Origin of the sequence: Streptomyces sp. W16 (assembly GCF_033194735.1) — a bacterium.
GTDB lineage: Bacteria > Actinomycetota > Actinomycetes > Streptomycetales > Streptomycetaceae > Streptomyces.
Window position 1 is genome coordinate 1 of record NZ_JAWOAI010000163.1, and the last position, 18,719, is coordinate 18,719.

An 18,719-nucleotide genomic window follows, 5' to 3' on the forward strand; every position below is an offset into this window, starting at 1 on the left:
CCGCCGGGCAGTCGTGCCGGCCGTCCCGGCCGACACCCGTGAGGTGGACCGCGGAGGTGCCGGTCGCCGTTGCGGCCGTCGTGGCTACGGCGGATGTCCCCGCCACAGGGATCAGTACGGACGCCGCCAGCAGCGCGGCTGCCACCAGGCGTCGGGAAGGAGTACGTCGCATGCCGGGGCGCTTCTTCCGGTTGGGGGCTGAGGGGGCCACGCCACCATCCGGAGCCCGGCGGAGCGTCCTCCCGCGCTACGCGTCCCCGCGAGTCCACTCGATCGGACGGACGTTCGCCCCTGCCCCGGACGCGAGATCGGCGGGGAGGTACCGGAGCCGTGTCACACCGCGGACTTCCCCGGCCACCGGCGCGCCGGCGCCCTGCGGTGGCCGGGGCCGGCGATCACTTCCCGTACTCCTGGCGGAGCTTGGCGACGGTGTCGGCCGAGGCGCCGTTCGCGCCGCACACCGGGACGACGCCGTCCTCGGCGGCCACGATGTAGCGGTCGCCGTCACTGAACGTCAGCGACTCCGGGCGGCTGGTGTCGCTGTCGAGGACGACCGTGCCGGCGCTGCCCCCCTTCAGCCAGTAGTCGACGCGGAAGGTGACCACGGTGCCCTTGATGGACGTGACCGTTCCGACGAAGAGCGTCGGGTACTTGCGCAGGGTGTCGGGGGTGGGTTCCACGCACTTGGCGGAGCCTCCCGCGGCGGTGAGCCTCAGGGTCCCGGCGGCGGCCGAACTGCCGCTGCTGACACCCTTGTTCACCGTGCCGCCGCCGCCCGTGTTCGCCGTACCGCCGCCGTCGTGCGCCATGACTCCGACCCCGATGCCGCCGCCGAGCACGAGGAGACCGACGGACGCCGCGAGTCCCAGGAGGTGACGGCGGGACCGTACCGCGGGCACACCGGCGTTGGCAGGGGCTGTGGGTGTGGGTGTGACGGTGCTCAAGGTGGCCTCCACAAGGCGATCGATGTCGGGCGGCGGAGCACTACTGGTCAGTGCCGGGTCCGCGGCCTTCAGCCGGGCCAGCAGTTCGTCGTCGTTCACTGACCGCTCCTTCCTTCATCACTCTTGTGTCCGGGCCGTCCGGCATTCTTTCGCCCCAGCTGGGCGGCGAGTCTCGCCTTCGCCCGATGGAGCCGGATGCTCACCGCGTTGGGGGTCGACCCGGTCGCCTCCGCGATCTGCCGCGGCGCCAGCCCCTCCCACGCCCACAGCCGCACCACCTCGCGGTCCGCCGCCCCGAGGGCATCGAGCGCGGCGTGCAGCTCGCCGTGCTCTGCGGCTTCCTGCGGAGCCCGCTCCTGGGTCCTGATCAACCGCTCCACGAGACGGAGCCTGCGTCCGTCGGCACGGCGGGCGTTCGCCAGGCAACCCCGAGCCACCCCGTAGCACCACGGAAGTACGTCATCAGGGTCAGGCGTGACATCGTCGCCGAGCCCGGGAACGTCGTCGAGGCGCCGCCACAGCACCAGCAGCGTCTCCGAGAGGACGTCCTCGGCCGTCTCGGTGCTCGCGCGCCGCAGCAGATAACGGTGCAGCGGTTCCACCACCACCTGGGCCAGCCCCTCGAAACGCGCCCGCCGCATCCGGCGCGTCTCCTGTTCCGTCATCGATTCCACGACCTGTCCTGTCCGGCTCCGGCCGGATCCTTTCACCGCCGGACCGGATCATTCCCCCGCACGGAACTCGGGCCGCCGCAGCCCGTGCAGATTGCCGTACGCGGCCCTGGCCGGCGGGGTCCAGCCGGCCACGAGCGCGGAGTCGGGCCGGTACACCTCGATGCCGAGCGGGCGGCAGACGTCCAGGGGGTCGCGGGCGTCCGGGCCCCAGAGGGGGACGGACAGATCGCCGCCGGGGCAGGTCGACAGCGCACACAGCAGGTCGGTCTCGGCGAAGAACTCGAAGTAGTCGCCCGCGCGGGCCGGGCAGTCCTTCATGAAGTACTGGTCGGCGTCGTTCAGACCGGTGCACTGGAACACGTTGAGCACGTCGTGCACGTCGAACTCGGTGAGTCCGTACGGCAGTACGGCCCGAACCAGGTTCGAGTGGCAGTGGAAGTCGAAGTCCTCGCCGGTGAGCATCCGGTTGACGTACGGGTCGCACCGGGTGCCCAGCAGATCGTGGACGCGTCCGCCGTCGCCGTCCACCCCGTAGTCCGCGAGGGTGTCGGCGGTGACGGTGAGCAGGGGGCGCAGGAACGGCAGGGTGGACCAGATCCGGTCGTAGGTGGAGATGTGCGCGCGCTGCAACTGGCGGGTGCGGGCGGCCCACATGCGTTCGCGCGGGTCGTGCAGGTTCCACACGTTGAGATCGCCGACCTGGGGGCCCTCGACGGTGACGATCCGGCACAGGTGCCCCTGCGGGACGGTCCAGGCGCGGCCGGAGCGGATCGGGATCTCGAAGGAGTCCACGAGTTCGTGACGCACCCCGGCGAAACGGTCGTAGAAGGCGCGGTCGACGTCGAGGGCGCCACCCTCACCGGCCTGGTAGGCGGCTGCGGCCTTGGACGCGGCGGGTGCGGATGCGGCGGGTGCGGATGCGGCGGATGGGGGTGCCGTACGGAAGGTCATCGCTTGCCTTTCGCTGCCGAAGTCGTGCTCTTCGTACGGGAGTTGGCGCGTACGGCGTCCAGCACCGTCCGCTCCGAGTCGTCGAGGTAGAGCCGCAGCGCGGCCGTGGCGGCGGTGCGCCGGCCGCCGCGGATCAGGTCGCAGATCTCGCGGTCACGGGCGACCCACGGTGCCTGGAAGGCTCCCTGGTCCGCCATCACCGCGAAGGCCAGGCGGAGTTGGGCGATCGTGACCCGGAAGAAGCCGTCGAGGCGGGCGCTGCCCAGCAGGGCCACCAGCGACTGGTGGAAGCGCAGGGACGCGGTGCCGACCTTGTCCCATGCCTCTGCCTCGACGGCGAGTTCGGCCGCGGTGACCTTGGCCTCCATGGCGTCGAGCAGCGGTTCCGGCGCGAGCGGACTCGCGTCGACGGCGCTGAGTTCGAGGGTGCGGCGGGCGACGTAGATGTCCGTCACGTCCTCGGCGGACAGGGTCTTCACCGCGGTGCCCTTGTGCAGTTGCTGCACCACCAGGCCCTCGTCGTGCAGGGTGCGCAGGGCCTCCCGCAGGGTGTTGCGGGAGACCCCGAGTTCGGCGGAGAGCGCCACGTCCCGCAGCGGGGTGCCGGGTGGCAGTTCGCCCTCGACGATGCGTTCGCGCAGCACGTCGGTCACCAGGACGGGCCGCCCGGCGGAGGCCGCCGCGCCGTTCAGAGTCGACATGCCCTCACCCTATCGCACGATCTGTTGAACAAAACAGAGCCAGGAATCGCCCGCCTCACGGACGGCATCCAGGAAATTTCGACCTTTTACTTGACTGAAACACCGACCCGTCACCATCATCAGCAGCCAGATTGTTCAACAGTTTCACTGTCGGTTTCAGTCTCCCGGTCGAGAGGCCCCTCATGCGCGTGACCCTCCTCCCCTCCATCACCGCCGGCTTGCTCCTCGCCCTGTGCGGCTGTTCGACCGGCTCCTCCTCGGGCGGCGGGACCGACGGCTCGGGCACGATGACCGCCGGCACCCTGACCGTGGGATCGGACCTGACCTATCCGCCGTACGCCTATCTGGACGGCAAGACCCCGGCGGGCTTCGACCCGGACATCTCGCGCGCCCTGGCCAAGGCGTCCGGGCTGAAGTCCACGTTCGTCGACACGCGGTTCGAGCAGCTCATCGCCGGGCTCGGCACCGGTCACTTCGATGTGATCGCCTCCGACCTGTACATCACCGACGCGCGGAAGAAGCAGGTCGACTTCATCCCGTACTTCACCACCGGCAACTCGATCGTGGTGCAGGCCTCGGGCGGCTACCGGCCGACCGTGGTCACCGGCCTGTGCGGCAAGTCGGTCGCCGTCATCAAGGGCGGGCAGATCGTCGAGAAGCTGCGCGGCGACGCGAGCACCCAGTGCAGGGCGAAGGGTGAAAAGGCCGTCGACGTAAGGGAGTTCGGGACCGATCCGGAGGGCACTCAGGCGCTGCTGTCCGGTCAGGTCGACGCCCAGGTCACCGATGGTGCCGTGGCGAAGGCAGCCGCCGACAAGACGAACGGCAGGCTCACCATCTCCAGCAAGGCCCTCATCTACCCGGTCCAGTCCGGCCTGGCGGTCAAGCGCGGCGACACCGCCCTCAAGAAGACCCTCACCACCGCACTCGACAAGCTCAAGCAGGACGGCACCTACGCCGAGCTGCTGAAGAAGTACAACCTCGGTCAGGCAGAGGGGAGTTGACAGACGATGGGCAGCTTCGACTGGCACTACACGATCGGTTTGTTCGGCGACGCCGACCTGTGGCGGGCGGCCCTGCTCGTCGTCGAACTCGCCGTCTCCGCCTGGGTGATCTCCACCGCCCTCGGCCTGCTCGTCGCCCTCGCCCAGCAGTCCCGGCTGCGTCCGCTACGGCTGCTGGCCGGCGCGTACGTCTGGTTCTTCCGCAGTCTGCCGCTGCTGGTCCTGCTGATCTTCGTCTACAACTCCCCGCAGCTCTTCCCCGACTTGAGGCCGTTCCTGTCGAGCCCCTTCGCCGCGGGCCTGGTCGCGCTGGTGCTCAGCGAGACCGCGTACACCGCCGAGATCCACCGCGGCGGACTGCTCGCCGTGGGCAAGGACCAGGGCGAGGCCGCGCAGGCGCTCGGCATCCCCTACGCGGGAGTCCAACGCCATGTGGTGGTACCGCAGGCGTTCCGCGTCGCCCTCCCCGCACTCGGCAACGAGTTCATCAGCATCCTCAAACTGACCTCCCTGGTCAGCTCCATCTCCCTGGCCGAACTCCTGCTGGTCGGCCAGCGCCTCTACACCCAGAACTTCCTCGTCCTGGAGACCCTGCTCGCCGTGGCGGTCTACTACGTCCTGCTCGTCACCCTCTTCGACCGGCTCCGGGCTCTCCTCGAACGCCGCCTGGACGTGCGAAAGCGCCGTACGAAGGCGGCAGTTGGCGACATCCAGGAGGACAGAGCGCCGACCGCGCCGCGGCGGACCCGGCCCCGTGTCCCGCACTCGGGCGAGGCGGTCGTACGCGCCAGAGGTCTTCGGAAGTCGTTCGGCGCGGTGTCCGTCCTGAACGGGGTGGACCTCGATGTGCACCGCGGTGAGGTGGTGGCCGTCATCGGCCCGTCCGGTTCCGGCAAGACCACCCTCGTCCGCACCCTCAACCACCTCGAACAGCCCGACGCCGGCAGCGTGGAGATCGACGGCCGGCCGATGGGCGGCCGGGACCGTCAACTCGCCGCCCAGCGGCGCCGCGTGGGCATGGTCTTCCAGCGGTTCAACCTCTTCCCGCACCGGACCGCCCTGCAGAACATCACCCTCGCCCCGCTCCAACAGCGGCTCCACGAAGGCCGATCCGCTGCCGAGCGCCGGGCGCGGGAGCTGCTGCGCAAGGTGGGCATGGACGCCCACGCGCACAAGTACCCGCACCAGCTGTCCGGCGGCCAGCAGCAACGCGTCGCCATCGCCCGCGCGTTGGCGATGGACCCCAGCGTGCTGCTCTTCGACGAGCCGACCTCGGCCCTCGACCCCGAACTCGTGGGCGAGGTCCTGTCGGTGATGAGCGAACTCGCCGCCGACGGCACGACGATGGTCGTCGTCACCCACGAGATGCGCTTCGCCCGTGAGGTAGCGGACTGGGTGGTCTTCATGGACCAGGGCCGCGTCCTCGTCCAGGGCCCGCCCGAGACGGTCTTCGACAACTCCGGGGAACCGCGCCTGGAACGGTTCTTCGCGGCGATCACGATTGCCCCGTGACCGAGCGGCGCGGCGGGACAACGCTCGTCAGCGCTGGTCGACGAGGCCGCTCTCCCAGGCCCAGGCGGCGATCTCGACGCGGTTTCGGGCGGCGAGCTTGGTCTGCACGTTGCTGAGGTGGGTCTTCACCGTGCCCACCGAGATGGACAGCCGGGCGGCGATCTCCGCGTTGGTGGAGCCCTTGGCCACGAGCCGTACGACGTCCGTCTCGCGTGCCGACAGTTCGGTGGGCCGGGGTTCGCGGGGTCCGGGCGAGGCGGGGCCGGACAGGCCGCGCAGGAGGCGGAGCGTGATGGACGGGCTGACCAGGGCGTCTCCGGAGGCCGCCGCCCTGATCGCCTCGACAAGGAGCGCGGGTCCTGAGTCCTTGAGGAGGAAGCCGCAGGCACCGTCGCGCAGGGCCCGGTGGACGTACTCGTCGTCGTCGAAGGTGGTGACCACCACGACCTTGGGCGGGTCGACCAGGCCGGGACGGGTCAGCCGGCGCAGTGCCTCAAGCCCGTCGAGCCGGGGCATGCGGATGTCCATCAGCACCACGTCCGGCCGGAGTCGTCCGGCCAGTTCCACCGCCTCGACACCGTCCGCCGCCTCCCCCACGACCTCGATGTCGTCCTCGGCCGCCAGGATCATCCAGAATCCGGTGCGGACCATGGCCTGGTCGTCGGCGATCAGTACGCGGATCGTCATGCGGCCTTCCCCACCGGCATGGTCGCCTCGATGCTCCAGCCGCCGACCGCTCCGGGGCCCGCCTCCACCTTGCCGCCGATCATCTCCACCCGTTCCGCCAGCCCTTTCAGTCCGAACCCGCCGCCCAGGGCGTGACCCAGCGCAGGCCGCGGCCGGCCGTCGTCCGTCACCTTCACCAGGACCCGGCCCGCCGACCGGAGCAGGCACACCTCCACCTCGGTGAAGTCGCGGGAATGCTTGCGTACGTTGGTCAGCGCCTCCATCACCACCCGGTGCACGGTGGTGATCACCTCCACCGGCAGCTCGTCGAACGCGCCCTCGATCCGCAACAGCGCCCGGCCACCGCCGACCGGGGCGAACTCCTCGACGAGGGACCGCACTTCGTCGATCCCCGCCAGCGGCGCGAGCGCGGGACCGTCCATGTCCCCCTGGTCCCCACGATCCCCCTGGTCTTCCTGCCGGTCCGCGTCGCGCAGCATTCCGACCATGGCGCGCATGGAGGTCAGCGCCTCCACGCCGGCCTGTTCGATCCGTTCCAGCGCGGGCGGCACGAGCTGGGGTCGTCCGACCGCGATCGCGCGGGCCCCCTGCGCCTGGACGACGATGCCCGTGACGTGGTGGGCGACGAAGTCGTGCAGGTCCCTGGCGAACTCGGCGCGCTGTTCCAGTCGTACGGTGGCCTCCCGGCGCCGTCTGTCATCGGTCACCAGGCGTACCGTCAGGCCGACACCCAGCGCCGCCGTCGCCGCCAGGGTGAAGAAGAACGCCATGACGGCGGTGGTCTCCTTCACTCCCTCCGCGAGCGGGCGCAGCACGATCGCCGGGATCAGTGCCAGTGCTGTCACCGCCGCCGGTACCGGTTTCCCGCGCCACACGACGAGCGTCAACAGCCCGAGCAGCGCTGCCGGTTCGGTGAGGCCGTACGGCTCCGTGGGATAGATCCCGTTCTCCCCGACGGGCCGCGCCGAGACGACATGGAGGGCGATGGTGGTGCCCAGCGACGCCGCCGCCGCGACACCGGCGGACACCGGCAGCGCTCGGGGTCCCAGCCGGGGCGAGGCGAGAAGGACTGCGACCGCCAGCAGGGCGGACCCGAGTTTCAGGAGGCCGATCGTCGTGTCGTCGAACATGCCCCAGCGGTGGTCGAACAGTCCCAGGGCGAGCAGTAGCGCCGCCACCAGCGGCCACACCACCACGCGCGGCCGCAGCCACCACCGGAACCTCATGGCGGCGAGCGTAACCGGGGGGTCGGCCAAAAGTCGTAGCGAGCCGCTCAGGATCTGCCTTTCGGGAGATCCGCGCGCGGGGTGCGGCGGGCGAAAGTGGCCGTCCGTCCGCATCAGCGAGGAGCATCACCATGGGCAACGTCCAATTCGAGATCGGTTCCGCGACCGTGCTGGGCCCGTTGCTGGCGGCGTTCTGCGTGCTGCTGGCCGTGAACGCGGTGCGGGGGAAGCCCGGGTGGGGCGGCAGACAGGCGCTGACCCGACTGGCCGGCGCGGTCTACCTCGCCGGCGTGCTGGGCCTCACGATCCTTCCGATCACCGTGACCTACGGCAAGTACGCGAACCAGATGCCGTGGGAGAACCAGCTCCAGCTCATCCCGCTGATCACCGCCGACTTCAGCTTCGTACCCAACGTGCTGATGCTGGTTCCGTTCGGGATGCTGCTCCCCCTCGTCTCCGCGAAAGCCTCCTCGCTGTGGCGGGTCACCGCCTGGACCGCGCTGGTCAGCGCGTCGATCGAGGTCACCCAGTGCCTCATGTACGTCCTGTTCAACGACGCCCGCTCGGTGGACGTCAACGACCTCATCGCCAACACCCTCGGCGGAATGGTCGGCTACCTGGTCATCCGCTCGGCGTCCCGCGTCTCGGCGACGGCCGGTATCGTGCGCGCCTTCGCCCTGCACGGCGAGCAGATAGGTGCAGGCCACACACTTGCGGCAGAAGTTAGGTAACCCTTACTGTATCTACTCGCACCACTCAGGGCCCTGACCGTCACACCGGTCCGCCCGCGGCGAGCGCTCCACCGACGCAGCCTGGCCGTCCTCAGCCGCACCCCGCTCACAGGACGGGCACGTGAATCACTCGACCTTCGGTCTGTACGACCCTGCCCGCGACCACAGTGACTGCGGTGTCGGCTTCCTCACCCGTCTCGACGGGACGCCGAGCCACGACGTGATCCGCAAGGGCGACGAGGCGCTCCGCGCCATCCCGCACCGCGGCGGCAAGTCCGCCGAGGGTGTCGGCGACGGCGCGGGCGTCAGCGTCGACCTGTCGGTGGAGTTCTTCGGCGCGCTGACGAGAACGCCGTAGCCCTACGACTCCTCGACCCGGCCGGACGAACCGTGCACCAGGGCCAGTTGCTGTCGGAGGGCGACCGCTTGCTGGCGGGGCTGGCACCTACAGTTCAGGCGGGGGCGGGGGCCGGTGGGCTGCCGTCCTTGGCTCCCGAGGTCCCGGCCGCCTGGGAGCACGGCGACCAACTCGCCCAGCTGGACGCGGTGTTGGTGGACGGTGGGATCGCTCGACGATCGGCGTTCCACCACTACCGCGGTGGGACGTACCGTCCGATCGAGGTCGACGTCGTGGCCTCGGTGCTGGACCACGTCTGCTCGGTCGGACTGCCCATCGGCGTCGCGGTGTTCGCCCCGTCGGCCATGCAGGCGTGCGCGGGCCGGGTACACGTCACGGACCGAACCGTCGGCGGACGTGTCTTCGCGGCGGTGGCGGACAGCTCGGTGGAACTCGACCTCACGGCCGTCCACGCCTGCCACCTCGTCCGCTCCACGGCGGCACACGGCCCGACCTCGGCACTGGAACTCGACGACGAGAACGGCCGCTGCGTGGCCGTGATCACCCAGTTCGGGATCGTCGGCGAGGACGTGCACACGGCCTGGGAACACCTCGCGGAGTCACTGCCGGACGCGTAACAAGGGCGCCCTGTCGGCCAGTTGCCCCTCCGCCCGGCGAAAAATCCCTACCGGATCGGCCGGAGCGGGGCGGAGACTCATTTCATGGTCGGCATGGTGAGCACGGCGGAAATGGCGAGGTTCCGGGAAGCGGTCGCGGTATGGGCGGCGTCCGGTGACCCCGGTGACCCGGCGCACGAGGCATCGGCACGTGAGCTGGCCGCGGAACTCGGCGTCCGGGTGGCCGTACTCCTCGAAGGCCCCAGCGACGTCGCAGCCGTGAACGCCCTAGCCACCGTCCGTGGCCGGGACCTGGCCGCCGAAGGGGTCTGCGTCCTGTCGATGGGCGGCGCGATGAACGTCGGCCGCTACGCCCGCCTCCTCGGCCCGTCCCCGTCCGGCCTGGGCCTGCGCCTCACCGGCCTGTGCGACGAACGCGAACGCCCCTACTACGCCCGGGCCTTCGACAGCGTGGGCGCACCACAACAGGGCTTCTTCGTCTGCGCGGCGGACCTGGAGGACGAGTTGATCCGCGCACTGGGCCCGACCCGGGTGACCGAACTCATCGACGCGGAGGGCGACTTGCGCCCCCTGCGCACCTTCCTGAACCAGCCCGCCCAGCAAGGCCGCCCCATCCAGCAGCAGTTGAGACGCTTCTTCGGCACGACGTCGGGCCGCAAGATCCACTACGGCCGAGTCCTGGTCGAGGCCCTCACCCCCGACCGCACCCCCACCCCCCTCGACGACCTGCTCAACACCCTGTAACCACAAAGTGAGGGGAGACCCGTTTGAGTGCGATCCAGATAGCGCGGGCCGGCGGGCTGTGGCGGCTCACCCGCCCCTGGCATCCAGGGTTACGGCCGTTCCTGCGCAGCTGTGCCGGCTACTGGGACGCGGTGACCTCGCCGTACGAGGCCCGGCTGGTGCCGAGCGGGCGGGCGACCCTGGTGATCAGCCTCGCGGAGCCGTTCTCCGAGGTCAGACGATTAGGGATGCCGGGCGGCGGCAGCGGGCGTATCGGATCGCTGGTCGTGGGCCTGGAGGACCGGCCCGCGATCTGCGTGCACCCTGGCGGCCAGGAGGCGATCCGCGTCGAGTTCACCCCACTCGGCGCCTACCGGCTGTTCGGCATACCGATGAGCGAGCTGACGAACCTGGCCGTCGAGATCCGGGACGTGCTCGGCCCTGAGGCGGAGACCCTGGTGGACCGGATGGCGGCCACGCAGGACTGGACGACCAGATTCGATCTGCTGGACGGGGCGTTGCTCGCCCGCTTGGGGCGCGGCCCGGAACCCGCACCCGAAGTCACCCAGGCCTGGCGACTGCTCGCCGCAAGCGCAGGAACGATCCCCATCTCCCGCATAGCCGCCGAAGTGGGCTGGAGCCAGGGCTACTTGATCCGCCGCTTCACCCAACAGATCGGCCTGACCCCGAAGTCGTCCGCCCGGGTGCTCCGCTTCCGCCGCGCGGTGACACTGCTCGGCCACGGGAACACAACCCTGACCCAGATCTCGACGACCTGCGGCTTCTACGACCAGGCCCACCTCAACCGCGAGTTCCGTGCCATCGCCGGAACAACCCCGGGCCAGATGCTGGCCGCCCGCAGGGTGGAAGGCGCACTGGCCGTCCCCAAACCCCGCGCCACACCCCGCCCGACACCCCTCTCCCTGAGTGCAAATTCTTCCAAGACCGGTCCGGTTACCACCCGATAGCGTCTCCACCCGTACGACCCGTAGGGCCCGCGCACATCACGCAACTCGCGTAACGCGCAAGGCTCGTACGGCTCGTACAACCGACGGCCGGTCGGACAGCGCGGGGGAACGCCCGACCGGCCGCCGGTACTTTCGCCTGCCGTCACGGGGCCCGGGAGACGCCGTCCCTGACGCTGATCAGCAGAGCTCCGAGCGCTGAGCACCAAGCGAACCCATACCGCCATCTGACACCCCTACCGGGCACACCCAACTCTCATCATGAGAGTGGACTTGCATAAAGAGAGCCCACCCCCTACATTCATGAGAGCCAGCTCTCAGCAAGCAGCAAAGCCCGAGCGAGCCAAGCGAAAAGGACCTCACCATGCCCACCTCCGCCACCTCCTCCGCCCCCACCCGTACCGTCGCCCTCCCCGGCGGACTCACCGTCACCATCCAGGAGTTCGGCGAGAACACCGAGGGCACCGGCGTCCTGGTACTGCACGGCGGCGCGGGCCCGCGCACGGTGGCCGGCATCTCCGCCGCCCTCTCCGAACACGTCTACGTCGTCGCCCCGATCCACCCCGGCTTCGACGGCACCCCCCGCCCGGACCGCTTCGACACCGTCGCCGACCTGGCCATCGCCTACCTGGACCTGCTCGACACACTGGACCTCAAGGACGTCATGGTGATCGGCAACTCCGTCGGCGGCTGGATCGCCGCGGAGATGGCCCTGCGCGACAACCAGGGCCGCATCGGCGCCCTGACCCTGCTGAACGCGGTCGGCATCCACGCCCACATGGTCGAGAACCGCGTCGTGGACCCCCGCAACATGGCCCCGGCCGACATCAGCCAACTCTCCTTCGCCAAGGCCGAGTTCCGCCCCGACTTCGCGTCGTTCACCGACGAACAGCGCGCCGCGGGAGCCGCCAACCAGAAGACCCTGGCCGTGTACGGCGGCGAACACTTCACCTACGACCCGAAGCTCCGCGCCCGCCTCCACCGAGTGACCGTCCCGGTCCTGGTCATCTGGGGCGAGGAAGACGGCATAGCCCCCCTCAAGTACGGCCGCGGCTACGCCGACTCCTTCCCCAACAGCCGCTTCGTCCCGATCGCGGACGCGGCCCACTTCCCCCAGATCGAGCAACTGGGCGCGACGCTGGGAGCGATCGGCGACTTCGTGGACACGGTGGTGAAGCCGGGGTCGACGGACTGAGGGTGCTTCAGCTGCACAGCCGTACAGCCAAGGCCCAGGTCGATGACCTGGGCCTTTCTGCTCCACATGACGATCAGCCCAACTCAACCGACCTCAGCCGACCTCAGCCGAAGGAACCGTCCTCCCGCGCGGCGAACAACTCGCAACCGTCATGCTCAAAACGGACCCGCCCGTCAAACGCCGAGCCGGCGTGAGTGCAGACTCCCCAGTCCCGCCCCAACTCCCCACTCAACGCGACCCAGAACCGACAACCACCGCACTGCGCGTCGTGCCAGTCGTCGCGATATCCGGGCCGGCCCGTGGCCCTGTTCCGCACCGGCAACCAGCGCTCGTGACAAGCGTCATTGTGTACGCGGTCGTCGCCGGTCCACGTTCCACCACCCATGTCACGAACCGTACTCAGGTCGCGGGGAGTTGGTAGGAGAGCACATAAGCATCGGCCGCCATGATCGTGTCGCAGACCTCCACAGCCCGAAGCTCGGTGTCGTATGCGGTCCGGACGAGATGGATGACGGGAACCCCTGCGGCGAGCCGAAGAGTCTTCACCTCGGTCGGCGAGGGCATCCGAGCCCGGATCTCCTCCTCGAAGTGGTCGAGGCGATGGCCGAGTTCTTCGAGACGGGCATAGATGCCGCCTGGGCCAGGATTGGGCTCGGCAATCTGCGTACCACGCACGATGTCGAGCGGAAGGTACGAGGTCGCGAACTCGACCGGCTTCCCGTCCAGCAGATACCGCCGCCGACGAACAAGCACACGCCGTACGGAACCCAGCCGGGTGGAGATGTCCTGGCTGGCCTTCTCCTCCTTGACCTCCAGACTGTCGACCTGCGGATGACTACCAACAGCGTCGGCCTCGACGATGAACGCGGACTTCCCCTGCTCACGATGCCGCCGGGCAAACCGGTCGGAGGCAAGCCGCCGCACAGGAGGCCGGGGCCGGACGAAGACCCCCTTCCCGTGCTCGGCGTGCACGAGCCCTTCCCCCTGAAGGACGGAAAAGGAGTTACGAACGGTCATCCGGGACACCCCGTAGTACTCGACGAGGTCAGCCTCGGAGGGCAGCTTGTCCCCCTCCCCGAACCGCCCACGGTCGATGGCCTCACGCAACTGGTCGGCGATCTGCCGGAAGACCGCACGATCACTCGTGGGATCGAGATCACCGAGAAGCCCGGACGGAACGGAGTTCACACGTACTCCTTTAGATATCTAGACGAGTGGGCGAGTGTAGTTGCTACGGTGGGCAGCCGAGCCACACGGGAGACCCGAGGAACGTGAACATGGACCGCCCGCACTCCGTGAGCGTCGCCGGAGTCATCGTCGACGACCACGGCCGCGCCCTCCTGATCAAGCGCCGCGACAACGGCAAGTGGGAACCCCCGGGCGGCGTCCTCGAACGCGAGGAAACCATCCCCGAGGCCCTCCAGCGCGAAGTCCTCGAAGAGACCGGCATCAAGATCGCACTCCCCGCGACCCTCACCGGCGTCTACAAGAACATGACCGGGCTGATCGTCTCCCTGGTCTTCCGCTGCCAGGCCGCCGACGGCACACCCACCACAGGCGACGAGACCCACGCCCTGCACTGGGCCACCCGCACAGAAGTCACCGAACTCGCCGACGAGGCATACGCGATCCGAGTCCTGGACGCACTCGACTCCCTCGACGGAACATCCCCGCCGACGATCCGCGCCCACGACGGCGTGAAACTCGTCTAGCCCGAACCCGCTGCACATGGCGGCCTACCAGCACGAAGGAACTTGTATGCACGAGTATACGAGCACTGCGCGGGTCTGGGGACTCACTTGCCCAGGTTTCCCGGAAGAGGTCAGCCGGGCCCGCCGCTGGACCCGCGACATCCTGCGCGGCTCACCCCTGGCCGACGACGCCGAACTGATCGTGAGCGAGCTGAGCGCAAACGCGATCCTGCACACGGCGAGTGGCCGGGAGGCCGGCAGCTTCCACCTGGCGCTTGCGGTGTCGGCGCAGGTGATCGCTCTGTCCGTCACAGATGGCGGGGGTACCGGTGCGGCTCCGAAGGTCGAGCACCAGGACCAGGACGCGGAGCACGGTCGGGGGCTGGGCATGGTCAGCGCCATCGCCCACCGGGTCGTGGTCCACGACAGCGACGGCGGCCACACGGTCACCGCGGAACTCTTCACACCACCGCGCACGGGAGGACACCCGTATTGATGGACAAATCCCAGCCCGGCTACTGGTGCGAGTGCTGGACCGAAGACCTCACGAAGGGAACGCCGCCGACGTTACGAGGCTCCCTGGACGCCTACTCGGCATCCCAAGCCAGCAGATGGGTGGCAGTCGCTCTCCGCACCCTCTCTCCGGCACTCGACACCTACGCGACGGACAAGGCATGGAAGTGGCTCTACGACGGCCGCATCGAAACACGCCGAGCACTTCCACGCTCGGAACCCTGCACCGTGTCCATCACCCACACCGGCACACGCATCACCTGGACCATCCACCCCGTCCTCTTCCTACCGCTCGCCAACCGCCAAGGCACCGAACTCCCCGCCTGTGCACATGACTTCAAGCCCCACCCGACCAATGTCTAGGTTCAGTCGATGATTGACAGATCGACGTCGGGTGAAACTTGAGATGTCTGACCTCGACATCTCAAGTGGTCAGTGGGCCAAGTCGAGGCGTAAACGGTCACGAGGCCGGCCCCCGATGCCTCCCCCGAGCGGTCGGGTGATGGAGGGGGCGGTAGCGTCCTCGGCATGCCGGACGACCCTGACGACGTGTCGATGGTGCTGCGAGGAGGAGTGCAAACTCGCTCCCAGGCATGGGACTTCGTGCGTTGGTTCGCCGACGCGTGGATGGGTTGCCCTCTGCAGTCGGAAGACGGTTGCACCGAGGACGAGTTGGCTGCTGCAGAAGCCGATCTGGGCTTCGAACTCCCGGCCGCCTTGCGCGAAGGTCTTCATCTCTTCGGCCGGCGGGAGGACCTGACCCGGCAGCAGGACCCACTGGTCCGGTCAACTGGGCTCTACGTCGATGACGCCTTGAACGGTGTTCTGGTCTTTCGGCGCGAGAACCAGGACTGCGCGCACTGGGGGATCCGACTGAACGAGATCGAGCAGGAGGATCCGCCGGTGGTGGTGGAATCGCGCGAGGGCTGGATTCCCTTCTTCAATCGGATGTCCTTGGCCTGGGTAGAACTCGTGCTGAGCGAGTCGCTCTTCGGAACAGACAGCCTCTACGACGCCTGCGAGCTCCCGGAGGCGCTGGTGCCGAGCCTCCACGCTCGCTATGCGCAGGTAGACCTGCCCGATCATCCGATGTGGGCGAGCAAGGACGATTCACCGGTGCGCTGGTATGCGGCTCCCGGCCGACTGATACGCCGGGACGGCATCAAGGACCAGTCCTGGATTCACGCGCGTGGACGCACACCTGCCGATCTCGAAGCCATCCGTGCAGAGCTCCCTGGCCCGTGGGTCTGCTGACCCCAAGCCGAGGCAAGCGGAGTCAAGCATCAAGGCGGCTCGCTCCGCTCCCCGCGCGATCAGCCGCCTGAGGCCAGCGAAGGGGTATGTCACGGCTGGGGCGGTCGAACTCAGGTTCATATACTTGACTAAACAGATCAGGGGGAAACTTGGCCACAAACAGAGATGCCCAGTGGATCCAGCACGAGTACCTGGATACATACCGCATAGCCAGCCTTGTGGAGACATACGCGAATAGCCACATTAACTATCTTCGCGAACTAGAAGCACTCACCCTTGATTGTGGCATTTGCGCTTTCATTCCCCACTGGCAAAAAGATACCGCCCTGCATAAATTCATCCGATATGCAGCAGAAATTATGCTGGAGGACGATAACTCGGGAAAATATAAAGTTGCCTTTGGTGGCGACCCGGTGCACCCCAAGTGGACACTCCCGCTTGAAGAGGCACTCGTCACATATGGAATTCAAGACGAGGTGCTCTGGGAGATACCAGAGATAGCGCCCGTCGAAAAAACGCAAGACAATGGCGTCATTTACACAACCGATGCGCCCGAGTTGAGAAACGCTTGCTACGAGTACTTCCAAGAGATGCAGATGACGCAAGTCTACAACGACCTGCTCCACAAGATCTCTGATGAAGTCTTTTTCGTCATGTTTACGAACCGGGTCGCCCTCCAGAATCTCCATCAGTACCTGGCATACCATGTACTGAACGACAGCATGGAGTACCTAGAACCGGACCATCCGCAACTGATGAAGTTCTACACCAAGTCCGGGAGAATGCGGCGAACTCACATCCCAATGTGGGCTCGCCGTGCCATCTTTTTTCGGGATCGAGGGATCTGCACAAAATGCAAGAAAGACATATCTGGACTCCTCAATCCTTTCAGTAGAGAGAACTACGATCACATCGTCCCGCTGGCCGAAGGCGGCCTAAACGACGTTACCAATCTCCAACTCCTCTGTGAGAGCTGCAACAATAAAAAATCCGCCCGATTGGAGCCAACAAGCAAGCAATATCAGCGATGGTTCTGACCGACCCGCAGCGGAAGGGGCGTCGAGAACCGAGAAGTCCCCAGGACGGCCCGGAGAGGTGTCAGAGCACCAGCCCAAATTGCTTCGAGGTAAAGAGGTCGTCACCGAAGGCCACACTGCCACGCGTCCGCCGTCACTACTTGCTCTGGTCGACGGCATCAGCAGCGTGGCCGAGGCCGGTGGGAGTGCAGCCAGACATACGCGCGCCTAATCGGTCGGCACACCCGCCATCGTGGCTGACTGTCGTCGCTGAGGATGGTGTCCCGCGAAGTGGTGTAGCCGGTCAAGGTTCGTGAACGCGCGGGTGTCTGCCCGGGGCGTGCATCCGCTGCTGCTGCCTGCTCCCTGAACAAGGGCAGGCCATCGCGCAAGTCTCCCTGGTGAACGGGCAGTTCAACCGGAGGAGTGCACGATGGCCTTGTCCCAGTCTGACCTGATGCGGCTGCTGGAGTCACTACGTACGGCCGACGGAGTTGAGACGATCAGGATGCTGTGCGAGCGCATCCTGCAGGAACTCATCGAGGCCGAAGCCACCGAGACCATCGGTGCCGCCCCGGGCGAGCACTCCGATCAGCGCACTACCTGGCGCAACGGCCACCGCGAGCGGCTGCTGACCACCCAGGCCGGCGACCTCGACCTGAAGATCCCCAAGGTGCGGACCGGATCGTTCTTCCCCTCACTGCTGGAGCGGCGCCGGCGCATCGACCGGGCCCTGTTCGCCGTGGTGATGGAGGCATACGTGCACGGCGTCTCGACCCGCTCGGTCGACGACCTGGTCAAAGCACTCGGGGCGGACAGCGGCATCTCGAAGTCGCAGGTGTCGCGGATCTGCGGCGAACTCGACGCCGAACTCGAAGCGTTCAAGGAGCGGCCGCTGGACCACACCGTCTTCCCTTACGTCTTCCTGGACGCGACCTACTGCAAGGCCCGGGTCAACCACCGGATCGTGTCCCAGGCTGTGGTCATCGGCACCGGCATCTCCGTGACCGGCCACCGCGAGATCCTCGGACTGATGGTCGGCGACAGCGAGTCGAAGCCGTTCTGGACGAAGTTCCTGCGTTCCTTACGGGCCCGCGGCCTGGACAACGTCCAGCTGGTCATCTCCGACAGCCACAGCGGCCTGGTGGCCGCGATCCGCACCGTCTTCCTCGGCTCGGCCTGGCAACGATGCCGAGTTCACTTCGTGCGAGACGTCTTCAGCGTGATCGAGAAGGGTTCAGGAGAAATGGTCGCCGCGACCATCCGCACCATCTTCGCGCAGACCACCGGCGAGGCCGTCCGCACCCAGCTGAACGTGGTGGCCGACATGCTCGGACGGCAGTTCCCCCAGGTCAAGAGGATGCTGCTGGACGCCGCGACAGATATCACCGCGTTCGCGGACTTCCCGCCGGCGCACTGGAAGAAGATCTGGTCGACCAACCCGCTGGAACGGCTGAACCGGGAGGTCAAACGGCGGGCCGACGTCGTCCAGGTCTTCCCCAACCCCGCCGCCCTCGACCGGCTGGCCGCCGCGGTCCTGGCCGAACTCCACGACGAATGGCAGGTCTTCGACCGCCGCTACCTCTCCGAAGCCTCCATGGCCGAACTCCTCACGACGCAACCGACCGAGGACGATCCCCAGCTTCCACCACAGCAGAAACCGAATCAGCTCGACCAGTGACTACACCACTCGGCGGGACACCATCCGGCTGAGGCTCAGGCGCCAAGACCGAACTACCACCCAGGGCTCTCCATTGCGAACGAGTCGTGCCATTCGCGTGCCAGATCCTGCGGGGAACCACGGGAATCACGGACGAGCAGGATCCAGCGCTAGAGATCTTTAACGGTGCGGGTTACGTCTGGTCGTGACGGTTGGCGTCGGCTGCGCTATGCCGGAGGGGTGAGGTATCCCGATGGCGGTGGGCTGACAGCCGAGGAGCGTGATCGGCGTGAGCAG

22 protein-coding genes are annotated in these 18,719 nt (G+C 67.8%); 14 read left to right on the plus strand and 8 right to left on the minus strand.

Translation table 11 applies throughout. The features are described 5' to 3' along the window. Positions 1-395: 395 nt before the first annotated feature. From R6V09_RS22310 to R6V09_RS22325, 4 genes are read right to left on the minus strand one after another with little or no spacing between them, the layout of a single operon-like run. The gene (locus tag R6V09_RS22310) at positions 396-1,043 is read right to left on the minus strand and encodes a hypothetical protein (RefSeq protein WP_317883200.1); all 648 of its coding nucleotides are present in this window, start codon (positions 1,041-1,043) and stop codon (positions 396-398) included. Further along, on the minus strand, positions 1,040-1,609 hold the full coding sequence (locus R6V09_RS22315) for an RNA polymerase sigma factor (RefSeq protein WP_317883220.1): 570 nt from the start codon (positions 1,607-1,609) through the stop codon (positions 1,040-1,042). Before R6V09_RS22315 ends, R6V09_RS22310 begins: the two co-directional genes overlap by 4 nt. Positions 1,610-1,666: 57 nt before the next feature. After that, entirely contained in the window at positions 1,667-2,569 is a 903-nt protein-coding gene (locus R6V09_RS22320; protein WP_317883201.1) for an urea carboxylase-associated family protein, read from the minus strand. Then, on the minus strand, positions 2,566-3,270 hold the full coding sequence (locus tag R6V09_RS22325; RefSeq protein WP_317883202.1) for a GntR family transcriptional regulator: 705 nt from the start codon (positions 3,268-3,270) through the stop codon (positions 2,566-2,568). The genes R6V09_RS22320 and R6V09_RS22325 overlap by 4 nt, the downstream gene beginning before the upstream one ends. A gap of 182 nt (positions 3,271-3,452) precedes the next feature. Between R6V09_RS22325 and R6V09_RS22330 the strand changes: the two genes are divergently transcribed. Together R6V09_RS22330 and R6V09_RS22335 are read left to right on the plus strand one after the other, a co-directional pair. Next, entirely contained in the window at positions 3,453-4,274 is an 822-nt protein-coding gene (locus R6V09_RS22330; RefSeq protein WP_317883203.1) for an ABC transporter substrate-binding protein, read from the plus strand. 6 nt (positions 4,275-4,280) lie between these two features. After that, complete coding sequence (locus R6V09_RS22335; protein ID WP_317883204.1) at positions 4,281-5,786, plus strand: amino acid ABC transporter permease/ATP-binding protein; 1,506 nt, start codon at positions 4,281-4,283, stop codon at positions 5,784-5,786. 27 nt (positions 5,787-5,813) lie between these two features. On the opposite strand, the gene R6V09_RS22340 is transcribed toward R6V09_RS22335, so the two are convergent. Together R6V09_RS22340 and R6V09_RS22345 are read right to left on the minus strand one after the other, a co-directional pair. Continuing rightward, entirely contained in the window at positions 5,814-6,473 is a 660-nt protein-coding gene (locus R6V09_RS22340; RefSeq protein WP_317883205.1) for a response regulator transcription factor, read from the minus strand. Next, positions 6,470-7,699, minus strand: a complete 1,230-nt coding sequence (locus R6V09_RS22345) for a sensor histidine kinase (protein WP_317883206.1) — start codon at positions 7,697-7,699, stop codon at positions 6,470-6,472. The genes R6V09_RS22340 and R6V09_RS22345 overlap by 4 nt, the downstream gene beginning before the upstream one ends. A 131-nt stretch (positions 7,700-7,830) precedes the next feature. Between R6V09_RS22345 and R6V09_RS22350 the strand changes: the two genes are divergently transcribed. The 6 genes from R6V09_RS22350 (at position 7,831) to R6V09_RS22375 (ending at position 12,288) form a co-directional block, all read left to right on the plus strand. After that, positions 7,831-8,430, plus strand: coding sequence for a VanZ family protein (locus R6V09_RS22350; RefSeq protein WP_317883207.1), 600 nt, complete (start codon positions 7,831-7,833; stop codon positions 8,428-8,430). Positions 8,431-8,551: 121 nt separating this feature from the next. Next, a complete protein-coding gene (locus R6V09_RS22355; RefSeq protein ID WP_317883208.1) occupies positions 8,552-8,788 on the plus strand; it encodes a hypothetical protein in 237 nt (78 codons plus the stop codon). Between the two features lie 128 nt (positions 8,789-8,916). Then, positions 8,917-9,405, plus strand: coding sequence for a hypothetical protein (locus R6V09_RS22360; protein ID WP_317883209.1), 489 nt, complete (start codon positions 8,917-8,919; stop codon positions 9,403-9,405). 84 nt (positions 9,406-9,489) lie between these two features. Further along, positions 9,490-10,149, plus strand: coding sequence for a TOPRIM nucleotidyl transferase/hydrolase domain-containing protein (locus R6V09_RS22365; protein WP_317883210.1), 660 nt, complete (start codon positions 9,490-9,492; stop codon positions 10,147-10,149). 23 nt (positions 10,150-10,172) lie between these two features. Beyond that, positions 10,173-11,096, plus strand: a complete 924-nt coding sequence (locus R6V09_RS22370) for a helix-turn-helix domain-containing protein (protein ID WP_317883211.1) — start codon at positions 10,173-10,175, stop codon at positions 11,094-11,096. Positions 11,097-11,457: 361 nt separating this feature from the next. Beyond that, positions 11,458-12,288, plus strand: a complete 831-nt coding sequence (locus tag R6V09_RS22375; protein ID WP_317883212.1) for an alpha/beta fold hydrolase — start codon at positions 11,458-11,460, stop codon at positions 12,286-12,288. Between the two features lie 103 nt (positions 12,289-12,391). On the opposite strand, the gene R6V09_RS22380 is transcribed toward R6V09_RS22375, so the two are convergent. Next, positions 12,392-12,673: a DUF3027 domain-containing protein gene (locus R6V09_RS22380; protein WP_317883213.1), complete on the minus strand. Its 282-nt coding sequence runs from the start codon at positions 12,671-12,673 to the stop codon at positions 12,392-12,394. A gap of 14 nt (positions 12,674-12,687) precedes the next feature. Next, positions 12,688-13,476: a GntR family transcriptional regulator gene (locus R6V09_RS22385; protein ID WP_317883214.1), complete on the minus strand. Its 789-nt coding sequence runs from the start codon at positions 13,474-13,476 to the stop codon at positions 12,688-12,690. Positions 13,477-13,583: 107 nt separating this feature from the next. Here R6V09_RS22385 and R6V09_RS22390 point away from each other — a divergent pair, with 107 nt between their 5' ends. From R6V09_RS22390 to R6V09_RS22415, 6 genes are all read left to right on the plus strand, one after another. Further along, on the plus strand, positions 13,584-14,000 hold the full coding sequence (locus R6V09_RS22390; RefSeq protein ID WP_317883221.1) for an NUDIX hydrolase: 417 nt from the start codon (positions 13,584-13,586) through the stop codon (positions 13,998-14,000). 46 nt (positions 14,001-14,046) lie between these two features. Beyond that, positions 14,047-14,475, plus strand: coding sequence for an ATP-binding protein (locus R6V09_RS22395; RefSeq protein ID WP_317883215.1), 429 nt, complete (start codon positions 14,047-14,049; stop codon positions 14,473-14,475). Then, the gene (locus tag R6V09_RS22400) at positions 14,475-14,855 is read left to right on the plus strand and encodes a hypothetical protein (protein WP_317883216.1); all 381 of its coding nucleotides are present in this window, start codon (positions 14,475-14,477) and stop codon (positions 14,853-14,855) included. The genes R6V09_RS22395 and R6V09_RS22400 overlap by 1 nt, the downstream gene beginning before the upstream one ends. Positions 14,856-15,020: 165 nt before the next feature. Beyond that, on the plus strand, positions 15,021-15,746 hold the full coding sequence (locus tag R6V09_RS22405; protein ID WP_317883217.1) for an SMI1/KNR4 family protein: 726 nt from the start codon (positions 15,021-15,023) through the stop codon (positions 15,744-15,746). 149 nt (positions 15,747-15,895) lie between these two features. Beyond that, positions 15,896-16,783, plus strand: coding sequence for an HNH endonuclease (locus R6V09_RS22410; protein ID WP_317883218.1), 888 nt, complete (start codon positions 15,896-15,898; stop codon positions 16,781-16,783). A gap of 412 nt (positions 16,784-17,195) precedes the next feature. Further along, positions 17,196-18,443 carry an IS256 family transposase gene (locus R6V09_RS22415; protein WP_317883219.1) on the plus strand — a complete coding sequence of 416 codons (1,248 nt, stop codon included), beginning with the start codon at positions 17,196-17,198 and terminating at the stop codon, positions 18,441-18,443. Positions 18,444-18,719 lie beyond the last annotated feature (276 nt).